This window comes from Curvibacter sp. T50 (assembly GCF_057219955.1).
Genome location: NZ_JBXVVU010000004.1, coordinates 199,146 through 222,623, shown reverse-complemented (window position 1 = coordinate 222,623; position 23,478 = coordinate 199,146). Strand labels below are relative to the sequence as shown.

Below are 23,478 nucleotides of genomic sequence, written 5' to 3'. Positions count from 1 at the left end.
CGCTCGGGCCCATTATGACGACGATTGCCGACAAGCTCCAGACCGTTCGGGCCCGCATCGATGCCGCATGTCGGCAGTGTGGGCGCGACCCCGCCTCCATAAGGCTACTGGCGGTTTCAAAGACCTTTGGGCCGGAGGCTGTTCGCGAGGCCTGGGCCGCGGGGCAACCCGCCTTTGGCGAAAACTACGTGCAAGAGGCCGTGGAGAAGATTCAGGCCCTGCAGGATCTCCCCATCGAGTGGCACTGTATCGGACCCCTGCAGAGCAACAAGACCCGGCTGGTGGCTGCCCACTTTCACTGGGTGCACTCGGTCGACCGACTGGCCATTGCCCAGCGACTGAGCCTCCAGCGTCCCGCGACCCTGCCGCCGCTGCAGATTTGCCTGCAAGTCAACGTGGACGGCGGCCAGACGAAGTCCGGCGTCGCGCCGGAATCGGCCGCTCAACTGGCACACGCAATCAAGAGCCTGAGCGGCATCCGCCTGCGCGGATTGATGACCATTCCCGAGCCATCCGACGACTTCACCCGCATGCTGGCCGTCCACCAGCGTACCCGGGCCTTGTTCGACCAGCTCAACGCGCAGGGCTTCGCGTTGGATACCCTGTCCATGGGCATGTCGGCCGACCTGGAAGCTGCGGTGCAGGCCGGCAGCACCCTGGTGCGGGTCGGCACGGCCCTCTTTGGCGTGCGCGCTGACCCGGCCTGAGAGCCCACCGCCGATCAGGCGGCGACCGCTTCCCGTGCGGCTTCCGGTGCCGGCATGGGGGCCGGCGTGCGGATCAGGTGATCGAAAGCGCTCAAGGCGGCCGTGGCGCCGGCGCCGGCCGCGATCACGATCTGCTTGAACGGCACGGTGGTGCAGTCACCGGCGGCGAACACGCCCGGTACGCTGGTCTGGCCCTTGGCATCGATCACGATCTCGCCGAACTTCGTCAGCTCCAGCGTGCCCTTGAGCCATTCGGTGTTCGGCACCAGGCCGATCTGCACGAACACGCCGGCCAGGGGGACGAGATGCTCCTCGCCGGTGGCGCGGTCCTTGTAGCGCAGGCCGTTGACCTTGCCGTCGGCACCCGTGATCTCGGTGGTCTGGGCGTTCGTGTGCACCGTCACGTTGGGCAAGCTTTGGAGCTTTTTCACCAGCACGGCGTCGGCCTTGAGTTCGGGCATGAACTCGATCACGGTGACGTGCTTCACTACGCCGGCCAGGTCGATGGCGGCCTCGATGCCGGAGTTGCCGCCGCCGATGACGGCCACGTCCTTGCCCTTGAACAGCGGGCCGTCGCAGTGCGGGCAATACGCCACGCCCTTGTTTTTGTATTCCGCTTCGCCCGGCACGTTGACGTTGCGCCAACGCGCGCCGGTGGACAGGATCACGGTTTTCGCCTTCAGCGAGCCGCCGTTGGCCAGCTTCAGCTCGGCCAGACCGCCGGGCTCGCCGGCGGGGATGAGCTGGTCAGCGCGCTGCAGGTTCATGATGTCCACGTCGTAGGCGCGGGTGTGGGCTTCCAGCGCCGCGGCGAATTTGGGGCCGTCGGTTTCGAGGACCGAGATGTAGTTCTCGATCGCCAGCGTGTCGTTGACCTGGCCGCCGAAGCGCTCGGCCGCCACGCCCACGCGGATGCCTTTGCGGGCGGCATACACCGCCGCGGCCGCGCCGGCCGGGCCGCCGCCGACGATCAGCACGTCGTACGGCGCCTTGGCGCTGAGTTTGGCGGCGTCACGGGCGGCGGCGCCCGAGTCGAGCTTGGCGACGATTTCCTCGATGCTCATGCGGCCGGAGGCGAACACCGCGCCGTTGAGGAACACCATGGGCACCGCCATGATCTCGCGCTCGGTCACTTCCTGCTGGAAGGCGCCGCCTTCGATCACCGTGGTCTGGATCGCCGGGTTCAGGATGGCCATGAGGCTGAGCGCCTGCACCACATCGGGGCAGTTGTGGCAGGACAGGCTCATGTAGACCTCGAAGCGGAAGTCGCCCTGCAGCGCCCGGATCTGCTCGATCACCTCGGGCTCCACCTTGGGCGGATGGCCACCGGTCCACAGTAGCGCCAGCACCAGGGAGGTGAACTCATGGCCCAGCGGCAGACCGGCAAAGCGCAGCTGCGTGGCGCTGCCGGTGCGTTGCAGGGCAAACGACGGCTTGCGGGCGTCCTGGCCGTCTGTGCGCAGCGTGATCTTGTCGGCACGCAAGCTGGCGATGGTTTCGAGCAGCTCGCGCATCTGGCGCGAGGTGTCGTCGTCGCCCAGGGAGGCCACCAGCTCGAACGGTTGCGTCACGCGCTCCAGGTAGGCGGCGAGTTGGGACTTGAGGGTGTCGTCGAGCATGGATTTACTCCTTGTTTCATAGCGTCAAATGTCCATTTGACGCTGGGTATTGGCAAATTTTGGCGAAAAAAAGCCGGACGGCAGGACTCCAGCCCTCTCGCCGTCCGGCTTGGCTATTCCCTCACGGGTGCAGGACCTGTTTCGCCGCCGGGCCGCCCCAAGGCGAACGGCGACCCCCTTGGGGGACAGGACGCTACACGACGTGAGCGACCGTGGGGGCCCGTGTTTTCAGATCTTGCCGACCAGGTCCAGCGACGGAGCCAGGGTCTTGGCGCCTTCGTTCCACTTGGCCGGGCAGACCTGGCCCGGGTTGGCGGCGGTGTACTGGGCGGCCTTGAGCTTGCGCACCGTTTCCTTGACGTCACGGGCGATTTCGTTGGAATGCACTTCCATCGTCTTGATGATGCCTTCGGGGTTGATCACGAAGGTGCCGCGCAGCGCCAGGCCTTCTTCGGGGATGTGCACACCGAAGGCGTTGGTCAGCTGGTGCGTGGGGTCGCCCACCAGCGGGAACTTGGCCTTGCCCACGGCGGGGCTGGTCTCGTGCCACACCTTGTGAGAAAAATGGGTGTCGGTGGTGACGATGTAGACCTCGGCGCCGGCCTTCTGGAACTCGGCATAGTTGTCAGCCGCGTCTTCGATCTCGGTCGGGCAGTTGAAGGTGAAGGCAGCCGGCATGAAGATCAGCACGGACCACTTGCCGTGCAGGCTCTTTTCGGTGACTTCGATGAACTCGCCCTTGCCGCCGCGGTTGACGAAGGCGGTGGTCTTGAAGGGCTGGACTTGGGTGTTGATCAGGGACATGGAGAACTCCTTGGGTTGGTTGATCTGAAAGCGGTCGGTCCGTGGATCCGATGGGCTAAATCATAGCGGCGACCTATCGATTAATGAATTCAGTTTTTTCTAAGCTATTGATAGGCGTTCTATATTGCATTGCAGCAAATTGCCGTTACGCCCGCCGTGCATCGGTCGCGCTAAGCTCGCGATCTCGTCGCATCAGAAGACATTGCCATGAGCGCACCCCGCTTCGACACCATCATCATCGGCGCCGGCACCGCCGGCTGCCTGCTGGCCAACCGCCTCTCGGCCGACGCTGGCCGGCGCGTGCTGCTGATCGAGGCCGGCCGCAAGGACGACTACCACTGGATCCACATCCCGGTCGGCTACCTGTACTGCATCGGCAACCCGCGCACCGACTGGCTCTACCAGACCGAGCCGGCCGCGGGCCTGAACGGCCGCACCCTGCGCTACCCGCGCGGCAAGACCCTCGGCGGCTGCAGCAGCATCAACGGCATGATCTACATGCGCGGCCAGGCCCGCGACTACGACCGGTGGGCCCAGCTGACCGGCGACGACAGCTGGACCTGGCAGAACGCGCTGCCGTACTTTCGCCTGCATGAAGACCACTACAAAGGGGCCAATGCCGCACACGGCGCCCGCGGCACCCCGTCAGAGCTGCTGGACACCGCGGATAGCGCGCCCGAAGAGCTGTGGCGCACCGTGCTGCGCCACCACAAGGCGGGTGGGGAGTGGCGCATCGACAAGCAGCGCCTGCGCTGGGATGTGCTGGACGCGTTCGCGCAGGCGGCGCAGCAGGCCGGCATCGCCGCCACCGACGACTTCAACACCGGCGACAACGAAGGTGTGGGCTACTTCGAAGTCAACCAGAAAGCCGGCTGGCGCTGGAACACCGCCAAGGCGTTCCTGCGGCCCACCTGCTATGGCCGGCCCAATTTCGAGCTCTGGACGTCGGCCCAGGTCGAGAAACTGGTCATCGAAACCCAGCCCGACGGCCGCCAGCGCTGCACCGGCGTGCAGGTCTGGGACGGCAAACAGATGGTGAAGATCACCGCAGCCAGGGAGGTGGTCCTGTCGGCCGGCAGCATCGGCTCGCCGCAGATCCTGCAACTGTCCGGCATCGGGCCAGGCGCACTGCTGCAGCAGCATGGCATCGGTGTCACCCACGACCTGCCCGGGGTCGGCGCCAACCTGCAGGACCATCTTCAGATCCGCGCGGTGTTCAAGGTCAAGGGTGTGCAGACCCTCAACACCCTGGCGAACTCGTTCTGGGGCAAGGCCCGGATCGGGCTGGAATATGCGCTCAAGCAAAGCGGCCCCATGAGCATGGCCCCGAGCCAGCTGGGGGCCTTCACCCGCAGCGACCCGTCGCAGCCGCATCCGAACATCGAGTACCACGTGCAGCCGCTGTCGCTGGACGCGTTCGGTGAGCCGCTGCACACCTTTCCGGCGTTCACCGCCAGCGTCTGCAACCTCAACCCGACCAGCCGCGGCACGGTCGCCATCCGCAGTCCGCGCTTCGAGGACGCGCCGGCCATTGCGCCCAACTACCTGTCCACCGACGAGGACCGCAAGGTGGCCGCCGACAGCCTGCGGGTCACCCGCCGGATCGTGGCGCAACCGGCGCTGGCACCGTTCCAGCCGGAGGAATTCCGCCCCGGGCCGCAGTACCAGAGCGACGACGAACTGGCGCGACTGGCCGGCGACATCGCCAGCACCATCTTCCACCCGGTCGGCACCACCCGGATGGGCCGGGACGACGACCCCATGGCCGTGGTCGACAGCCGCCTGCGCGTGCGCGGCATCGACGGCCTGCGGGTGGTGGACGCGGGCGTGATGCCCACCATCACCAGTGGCAACACCAACAGCCCCACACTGATGATTGCCGAGAAGGCAGCGCGCTGGATCATGGCCGGCGGAGGCTGAAGCTGCGGCCGTGTCACGCCTAGCGCAATCCGCCGATATAGCGGCTTTGCGGCGGCGCCGTTGGCGATAGTTCGGAAGCGGCGGTCGGCGCGAGAGAAGCCGGCGGCGACGCGCCGGTTGCGGCTCGGCCGGGTCCTGGCGCGTGGCAGGCTTCCAGTTTGTCCGCCCAGGACGCCAGCTCCGGGGCTGTGCCGTCCGCAGCATTGATCCGGCAGAAGCGGGCAATTTCCGCGGCGTACTCTGCGTTGACTGCCATCCATTCGGTGTCCGTCACCCGACCGGTCTTTCGACGCAGCAAGACATGCAAATGCGCCGCTATGGCAAAACGTTCCGAAGGTGACACCACGGGCTCCGTTCTTGCTGCTGTTGGTCGTTCAGATCAGGCCGCCCACACTATGGCCCCACTCGTTCGCGGTGCTGGGCAATGTCCAGGCCGGTCTGCTCAGACTGTTCGTCGACACGAAGGCCGACCATCATGTGGCTGAAGCCGAGCAGAAGGCCGGTCATGACCGCGCTGTAAACACCAACCGCCAGCACACCAATGGCCTGCACCCAGACATCCCCGCGCACACCCGCGATGGCGGGATCAGCCAGCAGCCCGGTCATCAGCGCACCGACCATGCCGCCTACGGCATGGACGCCAAAGACATCAAGGGCATCATCAGCCATCAGCAGACGCTTCAGTCCGGTCGCGCCCCAATAACACGCGACCCCGGCAACGACCCCGATCAGGATGGCGGACTTCGGAGTGACGTATCCGGCGGCTGGCGTGATGGCGACAAGCCCCGCAACGACACCGGAGCACAGCCCCAAAAGCGACGGCCGACGGCGAACCACCCACTCCACCGCCATCCATGCGAGCGCGCCTGCACAGGCGGCCAGATGGGTGACCAACATCGCCAGGCCGGCTTTGGAGTCCGCGGCCAAAGCGGAGCCCGCATTGAACCCAAACCATCCCATCCAAAGCAGCGCGGCGCCCGTCATGGTCAGACCGAGATTCACCGGCTCAAAGGGCTCGCGTCCGTACCCCTGCCGGCGGCCCAGGGCGTAAGCACACACCAGCGCAGCAACTCCCGCATTGACATGAACAACGGCACCTCCGGCGAAATCAAGCACACCCAAGCGCGCCAACCAGCCCCCGGGCTCCCAGACCCAGTGTGCGATGGGCGCATATACCAGCAGACACCAGGGCGTGATAAACCACAACAAGGCGGAAAACCGCATGCGCTCCACCACCGCGCCAACGACAAGCGCTGCCGTAATCACGGCAAACGACAGCTGGAACATCGCATACACGCTCTCTGGCACTTTCGGCGCCAGGGGGCTGACGGAGACCACTTCTCCCACAAGTTGCATGCCGGCAAAACCCCAGCGGTCCAGACCACCGATCCAGGCCGAACCGGGAGTGAACGCCAGGCTGTAGGCCGCCACAAACCACAGCAGACTGACCAGGGCAACGATTCCGACCACACTCGCCATGGTGTTGAGCATGTTTTTGCGACGAACCATGCCACCGTAGAACAAGGCAATCCCCGGCAGGCTCATGAGCAGGACCAGGATGGTCGAAACCATCAGCCAGGCGGTATCGGCGGAACTCAATGCGGCAGCCGATTGCAAGGCCGGAAAGTGGGATGTCGTCATGGATACCGTTGCCAGGGCGGCCTGCGCTGTCGCCTGCGCCGTCGACAAGGTGATCGTCGAAGCGGCTCCGGGGAGACTCTCCGGGCTTTGCGCTGCCACCGGCGCGATGAACGCGACCAGCAAGGCCGCTGCCACTGCATATTGTCGAATGGTCATGTGCATGCTCCAGGGCCTGACTGACCACAACCACGCAAGCGCCATGCCAGGCAACAGAACCGCTTTTCGCGTGCGTGCCGATCACGACGGTGCACACGCGGAACGATTTCGTACCGGTTTCGCGCGGGATAACCCGAATGCACAGCTTTGGTGCTGCCCGTTACAGTTGCGCCGCTGAGCGGCCGACCCAAAGGCGGCGGTACATCACAGGGGCCGAGGAGACACCAGACCCAGAATTATCCCGATCGACATCCAACCAAGATGCTTTGGCGCCGCACCTGTTGCGGCGTTTTTTTTGCCCCGCCTTCCACGCCCCACATCCTTTTCGGCGCACTCTGCACTGCTGAGAAAATCTGTCCCATGGAACTTGTCGCCGTCGCCCTGGCATCGCTCTTTGCCGGCCTGATCGACTCCATTGTCGGCGGCGGTGGACTGATCCTGGTCCCGGCATTGTTCGCACTGTTCCCACAAACCCACCCGGCAACCTTGTTCGGCACGAACAAAAGTGCCTCCATCTGGGGAACCGCTGTCGCGACCTGGCAATACAGCCGACGAGTGCAGATTCAGTGGCAGGCCATCGTGCCTGCGGCCGGCGCCGGCTTTCTGGGTTCATTGGCTGGTGCCTGGGTCGTCACCCAGATCGATCCGGGGTTTCTGCGACGACTCCTGCCCTTCATCCTGCTGGCGGTCTTGCTCTACACCCTCGCCCGCAAAGAGATGGGGCGCAGTCATCAGCCCCGGTTCACTGGACGCGACGAAGCCTTTGTCGCCAGTGCGATCGGCCTGGTCATCGGGTTTTACGATGGCTTTTTCGGACCGGGAACGGGCAGTTTTCTGGTGTTCCTGTTCGTCCGTGCGCTCGGCTATGACTTTCTCAACGCATCGGCATCGGCCAAGCTGGTCAATACGGCCACCAATCTTTCAGCGCTGACCCTCTTCGCGTTGAAAGGACACGTCTGGTGGCACTTCGCGCTGGTCATGGCGGCTGCCAACATCGCAGGCAGCCTCCTGGGAACCCGCCTCGCGCTGCGGCATGGCGCAGGCTTTGTGCGGGGTGTCTTCATCGTTGTCGTGACCGCGCTCATCCTCAAGACCGCCTACGACGCGTTTCTCCGGGGTTAGCAGCCGTGGGTGTCGGTTTCCGAATCCACTTCGACGGGAACGCGCGGCGCCAGCGCGCAAAGCAACTCGTAGCCGACCGTCCCCGCCAAGCGCGCCACTTCATCGACGGCAAGGACCGCCCCGTTTCCCGCTTTGCCCCACAAAGTGACTTCGCTGTCGAACCCGGAATCCGGGCAGTCGGTCAGATCAACCGTCAACATGTCCATGCTGACCCTGCCGATCGTGCGAGTGCGCCTTCCATCCACAAGCACAGGTGTCCCGGTGGGCGCGATGCGGGGATAGCCGTCCGCATACCCACAGGCGACGACGCCGATCCGCATCGGCCGGTCGGCGACATAGGTGCGGCCATACCCAACCGATTCACCCGGACTGATCGACTGCACCGCAATGACGCGGGCCGTCAGGGTCATGGCCGGCGCCAGGTTCCAATGCGCGATATCGTGCTCGGGAAAATCGGGAGAGCTTCCATAAACCGCAATCCCCGGGCGGACCCAGTCGCCGAGGAGGCCGGGAATCCCGCTGTGACGCAAAGTCGCGGCACTGTTGCAGACGGAACGCTCCCCCGGAAGATCCCGGGTGACCGACTGAAAGACAGCCCATTGATCCGTGACACCCGACGGGCCATCCGCATCGGCAAAATGGGTCATCAAGGTGATTTCATCCACCTGCGACAACGCCGAAAGCCGGGTCCACGCAGAGCGGTAGGCCTGCGGCGAAAACCCGAGCCGGTTCATGCCACTGTTCAACTTGAGGAATACCCGATGTGGTTGATGGGTCTTGTGCAAGGCCAGCATGTCGATCTGGGATTCGCTGTGAACCGTGTGCCAGAGATTCAGTCGTGAACACAACTCCAGGTCTCTCGCCTCGAACACGCCTTCGAGCAGCAGGACCGGGCCGCGCCAACCAAGCGCACGAACCCTCTCGGCTTCGGACAGATCCAGCAGCGCAAAACCGTCGGCCCCACGCAGGCCGTCGAAAACGTTTTCAATTCCGTGCCCATAGCCGTTCGCCTTGACCACGGCCCAGACTCTGGCGTCGGCCGCAGCATGGCGCAGGGCTGTCAGGTTGTCGCGCAGGGCGCGGGGGTGAATTCGTGCGGCGATCGGACGGGGCATGATCTGGCAACCGAGCTGTCAAGGTTCGAGATTGTGGCACTTCGGTCGATTGCCGGGGCCATGCTATAAACCCCGATCCGTCGGAGACATCGCCTTTACAGAACAAGCGGAGCCTTCCCCGAAGAGGCCCGGATTCACTCATGAAACGTGGCTTCTACACCATCATGTCAGCGCAGTTTTTCAGCTCGCTGGCCGACAATGCCCTGTTTGTCTGCGCCGTGCAGCTGTTGCGGACGGAGGGCGCGCCGGAATGGCAACAGGCCGCGCTGGTTCCGATGTTCGCGCTGTTCTACGTCGCCCTGGCTCCGTATGTAGGTGCCTTCGCGGACTCGCGTCCGAAGGGCGATGTGATGTTGGTCAGCAACTCGATCAAGGTCGTCGGCTGCCTGATGATGTTGTTCGGCAGCCATCCACTGGCTGCCTATGCGATTGTCGGCTTGGGTGCAGCGGCCTATTCGCCGGCGAAGTACGGCATCCTGACCGAGTTGCTGCCTCCGTCCCAGTTGGTCAAGGCCAATGGCTGGATCGAGGGCCTGACCATCGCCTCCATCATCTTGGGCGTACTGCTGGGCGGACAACTGGTCGGTCCTGCCGTCGCCTCACATCTGCTGGCGATTGACATTCCAGGCTTCGAGACGGGAATCGACACCGCTCCCGAAGCGGCCATTGCCCTCCTGATCACGGTCTACGCGCTGGCGGCCTGGTTCAACACCCGCATTCCGCTGACCGGGGTCCCGATGCGGCCCATGCGGGCCGACCCTTCGCGGAGCCTGGGCGCCAACCTGATCGCCTTGCTGCCCGATTTCTGGACCTGCAATACACGGCTGTGGCGCGACCGGTTGGGGCAGATCTCGCTGGCGACGACCACCCTCTTCTGGGGCGTATCCGGCAATCTGCGCTACATCGTGCTTGCCTGGGCAGCTGCCGCTTTGGGTTACAGCGTGACCCAGGCGTCCAGCCTTGTCGGGGTCGTGGCAATCGGAACAGCGGTCGGCGCGGTCGTTGCGTCGGTACGGATGAAACTGGATCAGGCGACCCGTGTCATTCCACTCGGAATCGGCATGGGTCTGCTGGTCATTGTTCTGAACTTCATCGACAACGTCTGGGTCGCAGCGCCTTTCCTCATCCTTCTGGGGGGGCTAGGCGGCTTTCTGGTGGTGCCGATGAACGCGCTGCTGCAGCACCGGGGCCACAACCTGATGGGTGCGGGCCGTTCGATCGCGGTTCAGAACTTCAATGAACAAGCCTGCATTCTCGGACTGGGCGCTTTGTACGCCTTTTCTACGGGTATGGGGCTGTCCGCCTTCGGCGCCATTACCGGTTTCGGCCTGATCGTCGCGGGATTCATGTGGCTGATCCAGCGCTGGCACCAGAACAACCTGATCCACCATCGGGCCGATGTCGAACGTCTCCTGGAACATGCGCGGCACGACCATTCGCACTGATCCGGATCGCTTGCGCTTTACGGCTTGATCCGCCGTACCCGGGTTGTGCGCCGGCACGGCGCATAAACACAGCGAACAGCCGCTACGCTTCCTGACCGGATCGGGCAGGCAAACCCAAGGTTTCCATCAGTTCGTGTTTGCGCAGCGGCACCGCCAGCCAGGCGTCACAGCCGGCGAATCGGGCGCGAATCCGGTCGATCCAGCCCGCCGGTGGCGACAAAATGATGATCCGTCCGGGAATTCTGGACGATGATGCCTGCGCGTGACGCACGCCGGTACAGATACCAAACGTGTCGTCACCCAGGTAAAGGCGATCAAGGATGACCGCACGGTAGGTTCGTTCGATCAGAAACTTGCGGGCGAGGGAGTGCTCGGCAACCAGGTCCAGTTCGCATCCCCGATCCCGCAATGCCTTTCGCATCGGCGCCCAATCGGCCTTCTTGTCACAGATCAGGAGAACCCGGACCACGGATTCATCAACACCGGGCAACGTCTCCTGAACCGGCACGGTTTCGGGTGCATCGGAGCCAGCAGAGGGCACCTCCGCTTCCGGTCCAGAAGATGAGACGGACGAGAAAAACGTCGGGTGAGAATCGGCAGGGGCGCGTTCAGGCGCCTGCGGGCCAGGCGCCGCAGTCGCCGCACCGACGAGGGGTCGCGCCGGTTCCTGGATCACCGACTCGGTATCGACGACCCGCCGCATCGGAAGCGTTGCTTCCATCGGATTGCCGGCGTTCGGCGATGAGACATCCAGCGTCGCATACACCGGACCCTGCGCAGGCTTGCGGGCCTGTGGTGAGGGGCCGCCAGCGAGCGACTGCAATTCTTCCCGCGACATCGGCACGGTCGCCTGCGGATCGAACGCCGGTGGCGATGTTGCCTGTACAACGGGTTGCAGAAACTCGGAGGGGGAGAACGGTCGGGTCGCGGCAAACCCGGTGGCCTGCTGGGCGGGGTCATCCCACTCATCGAACAACGACGCTCTGGCCGATTCTTTACTCGCATCCTTATCGGGCGGCGCGGTCGCTTGCCGAACGGTATCCTGGGCGCGCAGGGCCTCCAGCAGAGAGGGCAAACGCACGGGGCGCGGTACAACAGGCCAACCGGTTCCAGGCAAATCTTTGCCGATGAGGACGACGCCCCGCCCGTTGGCCATCGTTCGAATCGATTCGGGCGACACCATCCCCAGTGGGTCAACGATCAGGATGTCAGCGAGCGACTCGCTCAAGGCGATCCCATACCCGTGCCCACCCCCGGAGCCCAGTGCTATCAGGGCTTGCAGAAGTGTTCGATCAGCGGCAGGCAGCCCAACCAGAGCAACGGAGCGCGTTTTTGCCAAAAGTCCCTACTCCCAAAGAAAGCCGACAAAACGCCAGTATTTACCGCTTTGACCATACTATCCACCGAAACGCGGGTTTTCTGTTCGAGACTGTGGCTATTGAGCATCGTAACCGCGCCGGGTCATCGCCGTGGCTGGCGAAACCGGACCCCATCTGCCACCGTTTACCGCCCATACCCCCTTTCCAGGTACCACCATGCACCCGCTCGACCAGATTTCCGTGATGCGAATCGACGGCACCCCGCTGCCCCTTGCCCAGTTGCAGGGCAAAGTCCTTCTGGTTGTGAACACCGCAAGTGCCTGCGGCTTCACGCCTCAGTTTGAAGCGCTGCAGACGCTGCATGAGGAATACGGACCGCAAGGACTGGCCGTTCTCGGATTTCCCTGCAACCAGTTTGGCGCACAGGACCCTGGCAGCAACGAGGAGATTGCCGATTTCTGCCAGGTGAACTACGGCGTGAGCTTTCCGATGATGGCCAAGGTCGATGTGAACGGTCCCCAGGCCCATCCTCTGTTCCAGTGGTTGTGCACACAGGCGCCCGGCTTGCTCGGAAGCACCGGCATCAAGTGGAACTTTACGAAGTTTCTGGTTTCCCGAGACCGCGAAACCGTCAGCCGTCACGCACCTCAGGTTGCGCCAGACAGCTTGCGTGATGCCATCGAGTCGGCACTGGCCGAACCTTAAGTCTCCTGTCGCGCGACGGGGGCGCTTACCTGCGGATAGCCGGTCAGGCGAGCAGCTCGTCCAGTACTTCCACCCAGTGGCGCACCGGCGTCGCGGTGCCACCTTGCAGATGGGTGATGCAGCCGATGTTGGCGCTGACGATCTGGTCACACCCCAAAGGCGCCAGTTGCTGCAGTTTCCGGTCGCGCAGTTGCTCGCTCAGTGCGGGCTGTAGCACGCTGTAGGTTCCGGCGGAGCCGCAACAGAGATGGGACTCCACGGGAGCCAGGCGGACCCCGATACCCAACTCGGTGAGGCCGGCCTCGACCAGCCCTTTGAGCTGCTGACCATGTTGCAGCGTGCAGGGTGGATGAAAACCGACTGAAGTCTGCTTTTCCTGGTTGCTTGCGATCCATTCGGGCCGGTTGGCCTTCAAGACGGACACCACATCGGGCAACAGCTCCGAGAGGTCTTTCGCCAGCCCACTGACAACTTCCGCTTTGCTTGCCCACACCGGGTCGTCCTTGAGGATATGGCCGTACTCCTTGACCGTGACACCACAACCGGATGCATTCACGACAATGGCCTCAACAGCGCCCGATTGAATGTGAGGCCACCAGGCGTCGATGTTGGCACGCATCTCGGCCTTGCCGCCGTCCTGGTCATTGAGGTGGAACTTGACGGCACCACAGCAGCCCGCCTTGGAGACAAGGATGGTCTGTATGCCGGCACAGTCGAGCACGCGCGCTGTCGCGGCATTGATATTGGGCATCATGGCCGGCTGGACACAACCCGCCAACATCAGGACTTTTCGGGGGTGTTGGGCCGTGGGCCAGACCCCTGCGGCCTGAGCAGCGGGCACTTTGGCCTTCAGAGTCGCCGGCAACATGCCGCGCACCGCCTGACCCACTTTCATGGCTGGCCCAAACAGCGGTGAAGTCAGGCCTTCTTTCAGAGCCCAGCGCAGCACCTTTTCACCGGCCGGGCGGGGAACCCGCTCATCCACCAGTTTGCGACCGATGTCGACCAGATGACCGTACTGCACACCACTGGGACAGGTGCTTTCACAGTTGCGACACGTCAGGCAGCGGTCCAGGTGAAGTTGCGTCTTGCGGGTGGGTGCGTGGCCTTCGAGCACCTGCTTGATCAGATAGATGCGACCGCGCGGGCCGTCAAGCTCGTCGCCAAGCAACTGGTATGTGGGGCAGGTGGCGGTACAAAAACCACAGTGCACGCATTTGCGCAGAATGGCCTCGGCCTCGCGACCCTCGGAGGTGTCCCGGAATTCGGGTGCCAGTTGGGTTTGCATGGAATCCGCCGCTTCGAGATCAAAGGCCCGCGACCAGGCGGCCGGGGTTGAGGATGCCGGCGGGGTCGAACTCCGCCTTCAAACGCCGGTGGATACGGTCCAACGGCGGCTTCAAAGGTTCAAAACGCGACATAGCCAGCACGGAAAGGTCGTTTTCAGCTATGAATAGTGAAGCACTCCCGCCGGCTGCGGCTGCCGCTCGCCGGAGCGCTTGGCCGTGGGCTGCAGCCGCGATCACCCAGCGCTGGGCCCCATGCCACTCTACCAGCGGCGGCGCGACACCCGGGGGCAGTTCCAGCACCGGTGCCGTCTTCGGCACCGACAGACGCCACAGCGACAGGGTCGGATCCCGACCGGTGAACCAGGGCATGCGCTGGTCGCGGCAGGCACTCCAGTCGACGGACGGGGCATTGCCGGGTTGGCGCTCCCCGCCCATGGTGCGGCAGGCCGCGTCCACGGCAGCCACGGCACCACGCAGGCGCACCGAGAGGGTGCCATGGCCTGCGGGCTCATCGACCCAGTAGCTGGCATTCAGCGGCAGCGGCTGGCCGCCCCAGGCGGCAAGGCGCCTCAAAGCCTCCGCCTGGCTCGCCTCGAACCGCAGCGTCGCCTCCGCGGGTGCGACTGGCAGCACCTTGAGGCTGACCTCGACCAGCACACCCAAGGTGCCCATGGCACCGGCCATCAGACGGGATAGGTCGTAACCGGCCACATTTTTCATGACCTGGCCGCCGAACGTCAGCAGCTCGCCACGGCCATTGACCAGTGTCACGCCCAGCACATAGTCCCGCACCGCGCCGACACTCGCCCGCGCCGGCCCCGACAGGCCGGACGCCACCATCCCCCCCACGGTGCCGTCAGCGCCAAAGCGCGGCGGCTCGAACGCAAGGCACTGGCCCTGCGCCGCCAGTGTGGCTTCCAGTTCTGACAAGGGTGTGCCGGCGCGCACCGTCACCACCAGTTCGCTGGGTTCATAGGACACGATGCCGGCCAGCGCACCCATGTGCAGCAGCTCGCCCACCGGGAGTTGGCCCAGAAAGTCCTTGGTGCCACCGCCACGGATGCGCAACGGCGTCCCGCGTCCGGCGGCTGCGCGGACGGTGTCAATCAATTGGAGTAGGACAGCATCGTGCATGGGGCGCATCGTAAACCGCCACTGCATTTCCGATACTGAATTTTTTGCAGGCCCGGTATGCGGGTTTTTTCGCCCATGCCCGGGTCGGTCGGCAATCGGCGGTGATCGGTGCGGCCCGAGATCGTTTGAAAACAATAGCAGAAAGTGACCTTTTAACGCTGGGTATCGTCACTTTTTGTTCAAATTTCCACCGCGCTGCAGGTCTGCCGCGGTGATGGCGAAAAAAATGGCCCACCGAGGTGGGCCAAAGATCCAAGGAAAAGACACGCAATGAAAAGAAGCAGGTCGCGGCGGTGCTCGCCGCGACCGGTGGGTCAACGACCGTAGGCCGTTTCGCCGTGGGAAGTGATGTCCAGGCCTTCGCGCTCGTCTTCTTCCGAGACACGCAGGCCGATGGTCAGGTCGACGATCTTGTAGGCCACGAAGGACACGACGCCAGACCACACGATGGTGATCAGCACGCCCTTGAACTGGACCCAGACCTGGTTGGCGATCGAATAGTCGGCCGCACTCACCATGGAGGCGGTGACCCAGTCGCCCACCAGGCTCGGACCACCCAGCGCCGGGCTGTTGAACACGCCAGTCAGCAGCGCGCCGACGATGCCGCCGACACCGTGGACGCCAAACACGTCGAGCGAGTCGTCCGCGCCCAGCATCTTCTTGAGCCCATTCACACCCCAGAGGCAGGCGAAGCCGGCGATGAAACCGATCACCAATGCGCCGCCGATGCCGACGTTGCCGGCGGCCGGCGTAATGGCCACCAGGCCCGCCACCGCACCGGAAGCCGCACCCAGCATCGAGGCCTTGCCCCGCATCAGCGCTTCGCCGATACACCAGGCCAGCACGGCGGCAGCCGTAGCGCCAAAGGTGTTGACAAAAGCCAGGGCGGCAAAACCGTTCGCTTCGAGCGCTGAGCCGGCATTGAAACCGAACCAGCCCACCCACAGCAGTGAGGCGCCCACCATGGTCAGGGTCAGGCTGTGCGGCGCCATGGCTTCGCGGCCGTAACCGATGCGTTTGCCCACCATGAAGGCACCCACCAGACCGGCGACTGCCGCGTTGATGTGCACCACGGTTCCACCGGCGAAGTCCAGCGCGCCGTGCTGCCAGATCAGGCCGGCCTTGGCGTTCATGGCGTCAACCACTTCCTTGCCCGTGTAGGCATCCGGGCCCATCCAGAACCAGACCATGTGCGCCATCGGCAGGTAGCTGAAGGTGAACCAGATCACCATGAAGAGAAGCACGGCGGAGAACTTGATGCGCTCGGCGAAAGCCCCGACGATCAGCGCGCAAGTGATACCGGCAAACGTGGCCTGGAAGGCGGCGAAGACGATCTCGGGAATCACTACGCCTTTGCTGAAAGTTGCCGCGTTGGCAAAGGTGCCCGCCGCGTTGTCCCAGATGCCGTTCATGAACAGCCGGTCAAAACCGCCGATGAACTGATTGCCTTCGGTAAACGCCAGGCTGTAGCCATAAATGAACCACAGCACAACGATCAGCGAGAAGGTCACCATCACCTGCATCAGCACCGACAGCATGTTCTTGCTGCGGACCAGACCGCCATAGAACAGCGCCAGTCCGGGGACGGTCATCAAGATCACCAACAATGTGGCGACCATCATCCAGGCGGTATCGCCCTTGTTCGGCACCGGTGCGGGGGCCGCTGCAGCAGCCGGGGCAGGAGCTGCGGCTGCGGCAGCGGCGGGCGCCGCAGCGACCGCAGCCGCCGGGGCAGCAGCGTCAGCCGGTTTGGCCTCGGCAGGCGCGGCGGCGGCGGCTGGCGCGGAGGCCGGTGTCTGGGCCATGACGGCGTGAGCGCCCATCAAGAGACCCAGTCCCAGCGCAAAGGAAGCAAGTAGTTTTTTCATTTCGGTTTCCTCTTACGGGTTGCGGGCGCTCACAGCGCCTCCTTGCCGGTCTCGCCGGTACGGATGCGAACAACCTGCTCGACGTCGTAAACAAAGATCTTTCCGTCACCGATCTTGCCGGTACGAGCGGCCCCTTCGATGGCTTCGATCACCCGTTCGACGAGGTCGTCGGCAATGGCCGCTTCGATCTTGACCTTGGGCAAGAAGTCGACAACATACTCGGCTCCTCGGTAGAGCTCGGTGTGGCCTTTCTGGCGACCGAAACCCTTGACCTCAGTGACCGTGATGCCCTGCACGCCGATCGCCGACAATGCCTCGCGGACCTCGTCGAGCTTGAACGGCTTGATGATGGCTGTTACCAGTTTCATGATTTCTCCTCAGGAGCATCCGGTCTTCAGAAGCTGTACTTCACGCCGAGAACCAGGCCCGCTTTGCCAGTGAATTTGCCGGCCGGCGTGACATACAGGGTCTTGGAGGCGTCGGTCCCAACCACCATGGCACTGGCGGACAGGCCATTACCCAGGTCTTTGCCCACCGTCACCGAGTAGTCGGTGTAGGAGAAGGCGCCGTTGTTCTTGACTTTCTGGTGCCCGATATGGGGCGTCACCGTCCAACCGTCGCCCATGTCGAAGGTCGCGCTCAGGTCAAGATAGGAGCTGTTCTTGCTGTTGGCAAAACCGAACAGGTTGGTTGTCGCATGCGAATACTTCAGCGTCGCGGGACCGAAAGTCACGGCGCCATACAGTTCGGTGGTATTGGGGCTCACCGCCAGCTTGTGGCTGGGGTACTGGTAGCGCAGCAAACCCACGTCATAGCCGATGTCACCCACCGAGCCTTTGTATCCGCCGTAGAGATCCAGTTCCAGGTTGGCGTCGCCACCACCGTCCTTGATCCACTTGATCGTGGAGCCCCACGCACCGAGGTAGACGCCGCTCTTGTGCGAGAAATCCACGCCACCCTGCAAGGCCGGCTTGAGACGGGACTGGGAAATGCCGCGATACCGGTAGTCGGTGACTGCACCGGCGTTGAAAGAAACCGTGTAGTCCGGCTCGGGTGCTTTCGCCTGGGCGAATGCCGACGTGCCGAACGCTGCGGCAACAAGGATCAATGCAGATTGCGCGAATGGTTTCATGATGAACTCCGGTCTGGTGAAAAGGACACCCGCTTCAAGCACAGACCGTGCCAAGAAGTTCACCCTGCTTTCACCCCGCGCGGGCAACATGCCCTTGCCTTCCCTGCGGAAGATCCGCTACGATATCTGTATGAAAAACCAGTATGCACCTGAGTGGTGCACGCCAGAAGGAATACGCGACCCCCGTGTGCACCACAACGGGAGGATCCTTCGATGAGCATTGCATTGGTGCAAAGCCGTGCCATGGTCGGCCTGGAGGCGGTTGCCGTCACGGTGGAGGTGCATCTGGCCAACGGACTTCCCAGTTTCACCCTGGTCGGGTTGGCCGACATCGAAGTTCGTGAGGCCCGTGAGAGGGTGCGATCGGCGGTTCTGAACAGCGGACTGGAGTTTCCGAGCAATCGACGGATCACGGTCAACCTGGCGCCGGCCGACCTGCCCAAAGATTCCGGTCGCTTTGACTTGCCCATCGCCCTCGGGATACTCGCGGCATCGGGCCAGATTGATGTGTCGCGCCTGCCTGGCCTGGAGTTCGCAGGCGAGCTTTCCCTGACTGGGGCCTTGCGGCCCATCCGCGGTGCGCTGGCCATGAGTCTGGACCTGGCACGGCGCCAATGCCCGTCAAAACTCGTCTTGCCGCCGATCAGCGCCGAGGAGGCCGCCATCGCGCCCGGCGCAACGGTCTTTCGCGCCAACCACCTGCTGGATGTGGTCGCCAGCCTCAGCCCTGTTGCCACGACAGATTCGGCTGCGATGACGTCGTCGACCGGATGGTCTGCCGTCACCGCGCCTGCCGCTGCCTCGGAGCCGCAATACCCCGACATGGCCGACGTCAAAGGCCAGGCGGCCGCCAAACGTGCGCTGGAGATCGCTGCTGCGGGCGGACACAGTGTGCTGCTGGTCGGCCCGCCCGGTTCGGGAAAATCGATGTTGGCCCAGCGCTTCAATGGCCTGCTCCCGCCGATGACCACGGACGAAGCCATGGAGTGTGCCGCCATCGCCAGTGTCAGCGGGCGCTTTGATGTCCGCCGATGGGCCCACCGACCACTGGCCGCACCCCATCACACGGCCAGCGCAGTCGCCCTGGTCGGTGGTGGCTCACCCCCGAGGCCCGGGGAAATCTCGATGGCCCATCAGGGCGTACTTTTTCTGGACGAACTGCCGGAGTTCCCGCGATCGGCATTGGAGGCACTTCGCGAACCCCTGGAGACCGGCGTCATTTCCATCTCCCGGGCTGCCCGCCGCAGCGAGTTTCCCGCGCGTTTCCAGCTGATCGCCGCGATGAATCCCTGTCCATGCGGCTATCTGGGGTCGAACCTTCGGGTTTGCCGCTGCACACCGGATCAGGTGGTCCGATACCAGGGTCGCCTTTCTGGTCCGTTGATGGATCGCATCGATCTCCATGTCGAAGTCCCCTCCGTCGCAGCTGCCGACCTGCTGCACACCGCCAGTGGTGATGGCACCGCGGCGCTCAGGGCCCGCTGTGCGCAAGCCCGATCCCATGCGATCGAGCGCCAGGGAAAACCCAACCAGGCGTTGCAGGGGCTCGAAATCGACCACCAGGTCAAGCTGGCCGCCCCGGCCGCAGATTTCCTTCGCGCAGCAGCCGACCGACTGGGCTGGAGCAGCCGCGGAACCCATCGAGCGCTCAAAGTCGCGCGCACCATTGCCGATCTGGCCGGCAGCAACACCACTGAAGTGGTTCACCTTGCTGAAGCCATTCAATACCGGCGCGCGCTGAAACAAGTCAACTGAGCCGCTCCGTTTGCCGCTTTTGCCCGTTCACAGGCTCGGCGCCAACTTTCGCCGCAGGTCATCCGCAGAGAGCCCCTGACGCTTTGCCAGATCGTCCACCTGATCGTCCCCGATCTTGCCCACATTGAAGTAGGTACTCTGCGGGTGGCTCAGCATGAAACCGCTGACGCTTGCAGCAGGCGTCATGGCCAGGCTTTCGGTCAGCCCCATGCCGATGTCGCCGCACTGCAGCAATTCGAACATCGCGCGTTTCACGCTGTGGTCCGGGCAGGCGGGGTAGCCCGGCGCCGGGCGGATGCCGGTGTACTTTTCCGCAATCATCTCGGTGTTCGAGAGTGCCTCCTGTGGCGCATAGCCCCACAGATCCGTGCGAACGCGGTGGTGCAGGCATTCGGCAAAGGCCTCGGCCAGCCGGTCGGCCAGCGCCTTGAGCATGATCGCGGAGTAGTCGTCGTGCGCATCAATGAAGGCCTGCTCCCTCTTCTCCACGCCCAGCCCCGCCGTCACGGCGAACACGCCGACGTAGTCGTCGGCGACGCCCTTCGGCGCCACAAAGTCGGCCAGGCAGCGGCTCGGGCGCATCACGCCGTCGATCTCGTGCTTTTCGGTCTGCTGGCGCAGGCCGTGCCAGGTCAGCGCTACCTGGCTGCGTGTCTCGTCGGTGTACAACTCGATGTCGTCGTCGCTTACCGTGTTGGCCGGATACAGGCCGATCACCGCGCTGGCGCTGAGCCACCGGCCCTCGATCAGGCGCTGCAGCATCGCCTGACCGTCGGCAAACACCCTGCGGGCCTGTTCGCCGACCACCTCATCCTGCAGGATCTCCGGGTAGGGGCCGGCCAGGTCCCAGGTCTGGAAGAACGGGCTCCAGTCGATGTATTTCGCCAGTTCCGCCAGATCGAAGTTCCTGAAAACGCGTTTGCCGGTGAACTTCGGCTTCGGCGGCTGGTAACCGGTCCAGTCGATCGGCGTCTTGTTGGCACGGGCTTTTTCCAGCGGCCACAACACGACCGGTTTCTTGTTGGCATGCTGGGTGCGCACGCGTTCGTAATCGGCGTTGAGCTCGGCGATGTAGCTTGCCGCCTGATCGGACAACAGCCCCTGCGCCACACCCACGCTGCGCGAGGCGTCCGGGACGTAAACCACCGGGCCATCGTAGTGCGGCGCGATCTTGACGGCGGTATGCACGCGGCTGGTGGTGGCGCCACCGATCAGCAGCGGCATCTGGCGGGCGCGGAAATACTCGTCTTTCTGCATTTCGCCGGCCACATATTGCATCTCCTCCAGGCTGGGCGTGATCAGGCCGGACAGGCCGATGATGTCCGCACCTTCTTCTTTCGCCTTGGCCAGGATCTCATGGGCCGGCACCATGACCCCCATGTTCACCACCTCGAAGTTGTTGCACTGCAACACCACGGTGACAATGTTCTTGCCGATGTCGTGTACGTCGCCCTTGACGGTGGCCATCACGATCTTGCCCTTGGCCTTGACGTCTTCTCCGGCGCTGGCTTGCTGGCGCTTTTCTTCTTCGATGTAGGGCAGCAGGTGCGCCACGGCCTGCTTCATCACGCGGGCCGACTTGACGACCTGTGGCAGGAACATCTTGCCTTGGCCGAACAGGTCACCGACGACGTTCATGCCGTCCATCAGCGGGCCTTCGATGACGTGCAGCGGTCGCCCGCCTTTCGCCAGAATGGCGCGGTAAGCCTCTTCGGTGTCGTCGTTGATGAAGTCCGTGATGCCATGCACCAGGGCATGGGAAAGTCGCTCGGCCACGGTCCGGGGAGATTCGGGCGTGCCACGCCACTCGAGCTTCTTGCTCTCATCCTTGGCGCCACTGCGGGCGGTTTCGGCAATCTCGACCAGACGTTCGCCCGCATCCGGGCGGCGGTTCAGCACCACGTCTTCGACGCGCTCGCGCAGTGTCGGCTCCAGATCGTCATACACACCGACCATGCCCGCGTTGACGATGCCCATGTCCATGCCGGCCGCAATCGCGTGGTACAGGAACACGGTGTGGATGGCCTCGCGCACCGGGTCATTGCCGCGGAAGGAAAAGCTCACATTCGACACGCCACCCGACACCTTGGCGCCCGGCAGGTGCTGCTTGATCCAGCGCGTGGCCTCGATGAAGTCCACCGCGTAGTTGTTGTGTTCCTCGATGCCGGTGGCAATGGCGAAGATGTTGGGGTCGAAGATGATGTCTTCCGGCGGGAAGTCCAACTCGTCCACCAGGGTGCGGTACGCACGCTCGCAGATCTCGATCTTGCGGGCAAAGGTGTCGGCCTGCCCTTTTTCGTCGAAGGCCATCACCACAGCGGCGGCCCCGTAGCGTTTGACCAGCCGGGCCTGGCGCTTGAACTCCGCCACCCCCTCTTTCATGCTGATCGAGTTGACGATGCCCTTGCCCTGGATGCAGCGCAGGCCGGCTTCAATGACGCTCCACTTGGAGCTGTCCACCATGATCGGTACGCGGGCCACGTCGGGCTCACCGGCGATCAGGTTCAGGAATCGCACCATGGCCGCCTGGCTGTCGAGCATGGCCTCGTCCATGTTGATGTCGATCACCTGCGCGCCGTTCTCCACTTGCTGGCGTGCCACGGCCAGCGCCTGCTCGAACTCGCCGTTGAGGATCATGCGGGCAAAAGCCTTGGAGCCGGTGACATTGGTGCGTTCGCCGACGTTGACGAACAGGCTACCGTCGCCGATGCGCACCGGCTCCAGGCCGGACAGTTTCATGGGCGGGATGGCCGGCGTGGCAACAGCCGCGCCAAGGGCAAAGGGATCGGGCATGGGTCTCACCTGGGAAAAGGCCGAACAGGTGAGCGTCGTTGCATCCCGGAAACGGGGTCCAAGCCTGACACCGTCCCGGGGCCGGGCTGGTGCTGCAACGCTCCTTGGAAACGCGAAATTTTAGCTGACCCCGCGTTGGCTGGCAGCCAGTCGGGCCGGTTTCCGTTCTGTTGCGATTTTGAACCGAAGAGTAACGCATTGACCGCTTCGGATTTTGCCGTCAGAATAAAGGACCACTTTTTTATCTATTTCGCTTCAGGTCGCCCGCGACGCCATGGACCGAGCACAATCCGACGTCGGAAACGATAGCCGCATGGAGCTGCGCCGCCGCATTGACGCCGAGCTGGCTGAAATGAGTGACATCCCGGTCAGCTCCTACCTGATGGCTGAGAAGCCCGCCGAAGAAATTTCGGTGCCTCACGGGCCTGTCGCGTCGGAGATTGAAGTGGATTCGGCGATCGGACGGCTGCTGTGGCACGCTGGCGAGCGTCTGGATCAATCGCCTTGCTTTCACGTCAACGGTCCCGATAGCACCCTGATCGCTGTGGCCTGTGTGCCCACGGGACGCCTCAGTGTGCGCCCGGGCTGTGCCTGGGAGCATCTGGAACACCTCAAGCTCACACCCCGCCCCGCCGCCGCCGCGGCCGCACCGCCGGGCTACCGCACCATTCACCGCGATGTGGCTTTGTGGCGGTTCGCCCTGTTCGGACGCCAGGGTGCCGAAACCTTGCCGCGTCACTACCGGCTGCTGCCACTGCGCTTGCGGGCCAAGCCCGAACTTGACCGTGCCCATGTGGCCGGCCGGCATGGCAAACTGATGCGCCTGCTGACGGGTCAGTCACGCACCTTCCGGGAGCTGCGTGAGCTGACCGGGCTGAGCGATGCGCAGCTCAGTCGCGATCTCGGCGCGCTCGCGCTGTTGCGCTGCATCGGTCCCGCCTGATCCGCAGCCTT

At 63.9% G+C, this 23,478-nt stretch carries 19 protein-coding genes and 1 riboswitch; of the genes, 7 read left to right on the top strand and 12 right to left on the bottom strand.

What is annotated here, in order from left to right; all coding sequences use genetic code 11:
* The first annotated feature begins 14 nt into the window (after nt 1-14).
* Nucleotides 15-707 (top strand): YggS family pyridoxal phosphate-dependent enzyme, encoded by a 693-nt coding sequence (locus AC2EBU_RS14300; RefSeq protein ID WP_484611108.1) that lies wholly within the window; start codon nt 15-17, stop codon nt 705-707.
* 14 nt (nt 708-721) lie between these two features.
* Here the strand turns inward: AC2EBU_RS14300 and ahpF are convergent, their stop codons facing one another.
* Nucleotides 722-2,326 carry an alkyl hydroperoxide reductase subunit F gene (gene ahpF, locus AC2EBU_RS14295; protein WP_484611107.1) on the bottom strand — a complete coding sequence of 535 codons (1,605 nt, stop codon included), beginning with the start codon at nt 2,324-2,326 and terminating at the stop codon, nt 722-724.
* Nucleotides 2,327-2,554: 228 nt separating this feature from the next.
* Nucleotides 2,555-3,130, bottom strand: a complete 576-nt coding sequence (ahpC, locus tag AC2EBU_RS14290) for an alkyl hydroperoxide reductase subunit C (protein WP_484611106.1) — start codon at nt 3,128-3,130, stop codon at nt 2,555-2,557.
* 207 nt (nt 3,131-3,337) lie between these two features.
* On the opposite strand from ahpC, the gene AC2EBU_RS14285 reads away from it, so the two are divergent.
* Entirely contained in the window at nt 3,338-5,050 is a 1,713-nt protein-coding gene (locus AC2EBU_RS14285) for a GMC family oxidoreductase (protein WP_484611105.1), read from the top strand.
* A gap of 19 nt (nt 5,051-5,069) precedes the next feature.
* Here AC2EBU_RS14285 and AC2EBU_RS14280 read toward each other — a convergent pair whose 3' ends face one another.
* Both AC2EBU_RS14280 and AC2EBU_RS14275 read right to left on the bottom strand, forming a co-directional pair.
* Entirely contained in the window at nt 5,070-5,393 is a 324-nt protein-coding gene (locus tag AC2EBU_RS14280; protein WP_484611104.1) for a hypothetical protein, read from the bottom strand.
* Nucleotides 5,394-5,443: 50 nt separating this feature from the next.
* Nucleotides 5,444-6,691 carry an ammonium transporter gene (locus AC2EBU_RS14275; protein ID WP_484611192.1) on the bottom strand — a complete coding sequence of 416 codons (1,248 nt, stop codon included), beginning with the start codon at nt 6,689-6,691 and terminating at the stop codon, nt 5,444-5,446.
* A gap of 516 nt (nt 6,692-7,207) precedes the next feature.
* Here AC2EBU_RS14275 and AC2EBU_RS14270 point away from each other — a divergent pair.
* Complete coding sequence (locus tag AC2EBU_RS14270; RefSeq protein ID WP_484611103.1) at nt 7,208-7,969, top strand: sulfite exporter TauE/SafE family protein; 762 nt, start codon at nt 7,208-7,210, stop codon at nt 7,967-7,969.
* Here AC2EBU_RS14270 and alr read toward each other — a convergent pair.
* Nucleotides 7,966-9,084: an alanine racemase gene (gene alr / locus AC2EBU_RS14265; RefSeq protein WP_484611102.1), complete on the bottom strand. Its 1,119-nt coding sequence runs from the start codon at nt 9,082-9,084 to the stop codon at nt 7,966-7,968. The genes AC2EBU_RS14270 and alr overlap by 4 nt on opposite strands.
* 140 nt (nt 9,085-9,224) lie before the next feature.
* On the opposite strand from alr, the gene lplT reads away from it, so the two are divergent.
* Nucleotides 9,225-10,529: a lysophospholipid transporter LplT gene (gene lplT / locus AC2EBU_RS14260; protein WP_484611101.1), complete on the top strand. Its 1,305-nt coding sequence runs from the start codon at nt 9,225-9,227 to the stop codon at nt 10,527-10,529.
* Nucleotides 10,530-10,611: 82 nt separating this feature from the next.
* On the opposite strand, the gene AC2EBU_RS14255 is transcribed toward lplT, so the two are convergent.
* Nucleotides 10,612-11,757 (bottom strand): response regulator, encoded by a 1,146-nt coding sequence (locus AC2EBU_RS14255; protein WP_484611100.1) that lies wholly within the window; start codon nt 11,755-11,757, stop codon nt 10,612-10,614.
* Nucleotides 11,758-12,064: 307 nt separating this feature from the next.
* Between AC2EBU_RS14255 and AC2EBU_RS14250 the strand changes: the two genes are divergently transcribed.
* On the top strand, nt 12,065-12,553 hold the full coding sequence (locus AC2EBU_RS14250) for a glutathione peroxidase (RefSeq protein ID WP_484611099.1): 489 nt from the start codon (nt 12,065-12,067) through the stop codon (nt 12,551-12,553).
* Between the two features lie 43 nt (nt 12,554-12,596).
* Here AC2EBU_RS14250 and glcF read toward each other — a convergent pair whose 3' ends face one another.
* From glcF to AC2EBU_RS14225, 5 genes are all read right to left on the bottom strand, one after another.
* Nucleotides 12,597-13,841, bottom strand: a complete 1,245-nt coding sequence (gene glcF, locus AC2EBU_RS14245; protein ID WP_484611098.1) for a glycolate oxidase subunit GlcF — start codon at nt 13,839-13,841, stop codon at nt 12,597-12,599.
* A gap of 19 nt (nt 13,842-13,860) precedes the next feature.
* Entirely contained in the window at nt 13,861-14,976 is a 1,116-nt protein-coding gene (gene glcE, locus AC2EBU_RS14240) for a glycolate oxidase subunit GlcE (RefSeq protein ID WP_484611097.1), read from the bottom strand.
* Between the two features lie 314 nt (nt 14,977-15,290).
* Nucleotides 15,291-16,844, bottom strand: coding sequence for an ammonium transporter (locus AC2EBU_RS14235; RefSeq protein WP_484611096.1), 1,554 nt, complete (start codon nt 16,842-16,844; stop codon nt 15,291-15,293).
* A gap of 29 nt (nt 16,845-16,873) precedes the next feature.
* On the bottom strand, nt 16,874-17,212 hold the full coding sequence (gene glnK / locus AC2EBU_RS14230) for a P-II family nitrogen regulator (protein ID WP_484611095.1): 339 nt from the start codon (nt 17,210-17,212) through the stop codon (nt 16,874-16,876).
* A 26-nt stretch (nt 17,213-17,238) separates the two neighbouring features.
* A complete protein-coding gene (locus AC2EBU_RS14225) occupies nt 17,239-17,976 on the bottom strand; it encodes a TorF family putative porin (protein ID WP_484611094.1) in 738 nt (245 codons plus the stop codon).
* A 213-nt stretch (nt 17,977-18,189) separates the two neighbouring features.
* Between AC2EBU_RS14225 and AC2EBU_RS14220 the strand changes: the two genes are divergently transcribed.
* Entirely contained in the window at nt 18,190-19,731 is a 1,542-nt protein-coding gene (locus AC2EBU_RS14220; protein ID WP_484611093.1) for a YifB family Mg chelatase-like AAA ATPase, read from the top strand.
* Nucleotides 19,732-19,758: 27 nt separating this feature from the next.
* Here AC2EBU_RS14220 and metH read toward each other — a convergent pair whose 3' ends face one another.
* The gene (metH, locus tag AC2EBU_RS14215) at nt 19,759-22,470 is read right to left on the bottom strand and encodes a methionine synthase (protein WP_484611191.1); all 2,712 of its coding nucleotides are present in this window, start codon (nt 22,468-22,470) and stop codon (nt 19,759-19,761) included.
* Nucleotides 22,471-22,547: 77 nt separating this feature from the next.
* A riboswitch (S-adenosyl-L-homocysteine riboswitch) is annotated at nt 22,548-22,636 on the bottom strand.
* A gap of 201 nt (nt 22,637-22,837) precedes the next feature.
* Here metH and AC2EBU_RS14210 point away from each other — a divergent pair.
* Entirely contained in the window at nt 22,838-23,467 is a 630-nt protein-coding gene (locus AC2EBU_RS14210) for a hypothetical protein (RefSeq protein WP_484611092.1), read from the top strand.
* Nucleotides 23,468-23,478: the final 11 nt, after the last annotated feature.

Excerpts from the sequence above, each read along its gene's own strand:
- ahpC (WP_484611106.1), bottom strand. The coding sequence starts at position 3,130 with ATGTCCCTGATCAACACCCAAGTCCAGCCCTTCAAGACCACCGCCTTC.
- metH (WP_484611191.1), bottom strand. The coding sequence starts at position 22,470 with ATGAAACTGTCCGGCCTGGAGCCGGTGCGCATCGGCGACGGTAGCCTG.
- AC2EBU_RS14225 (WP_484611094.1), bottom strand. The coding sequence starts at position 17,976 with ATGAAACCATTCGCGCAATCTGCATTGATCCTTGTTGCCGCAGCGTTC.
- glcE (WP_484611097.1), bottom strand. The coding sequence starts at position 14,976 with ATGCACGATGCTGTCCTACTCCAATTGATTGACACCGTCCGCGCAGCC.
- AC2EBU_RS14285 (WP_484611105.1), top strand. The coding sequence starts at position 3,338 with ATGAGCGCACCCCGCTTCGACACCATCATCATCGGCGCCGGCACCGCC.
- AC2EBU_RS14270 (WP_484611103.1), top strand. The coding sequence starts at position 7,208 with ATGGAACTTGTCGCCGTCGCCCTGGCATCGCTCTTTGCCGGCCTGATC.
- AC2EBU_RS14235 (WP_484611096.1), bottom strand. The coding sequence starts at position 16,844 with ATGAAAAAACTACTTGCTTCCTTTGCGCTGGGACTGGGTCTCTTGATG.
- alr (WP_484611102.1), bottom strand. The coding sequence starts at position 9,084 with ATGCCCCGTCCGATCGCCGCACGAATTCACCCCCGCGCCCTGCGCGAC.
- AC2EBU_RS14210 (WP_484611092.1), top strand. The coding sequence starts at position 22,838 with ATGGAGCTGCGCCGCCGCATTGACGCCGAGCTGGCTGAAATGAGTGAC.
- AC2EBU_RS14300 (WP_484611108.1), top strand. The coding sequence starts at position 15 with ATGACGACGATTGCCGACAAGCTCCAGACCGTTCGGGCCCGCATCGAT.
- ahpF (WP_484611107.1), bottom strand. The coding sequence starts at position 2,326 with ATGCTCGACGACACCCTCAAGTCCCAACTCGCCGCCTACCTGGAGCGC.
- AC2EBU_RS14250 (WP_484611099.1), top strand. The coding sequence starts at position 12,065 with ATGCACCCGCTCGACCAGATTTCCGTGATGCGAATCGACGGCACCCCG.
- glcF (WP_484611098.1), bottom strand. The coding sequence starts at position 13,841 with ATGCAAACCCAACTGGCACCCGAATTCCGGGACACCTCCGAGGGTCGC.
- AC2EBU_RS14220 (WP_484611093.1), top strand. The coding sequence starts at position 18,190 with ATGAGCATTGCATTGGTGCAAAGCCGTGCCATGGTCGGCCTGGAGGCG.
- glnK (WP_484611095.1), bottom strand. The coding sequence starts at position 17,212 with ATGAAACTGGTAACAGCCATCATCAAGCCGTTCAAGCTCGACGAGGTC.
- AC2EBU_RS14275 (WP_484611192.1), bottom strand. The coding sequence starts at position 6,691 with ATGACGACATCCCACTTTCCGGCCTTGCAATCGGCTGCCGCATTGAGT.
- lplT (WP_484611101.1), top strand. The coding sequence starts at position 9,225 with ATGAAACGTGGCTTCTACACCATCATGTCAGCGCAGTTTTTCAGCTCG.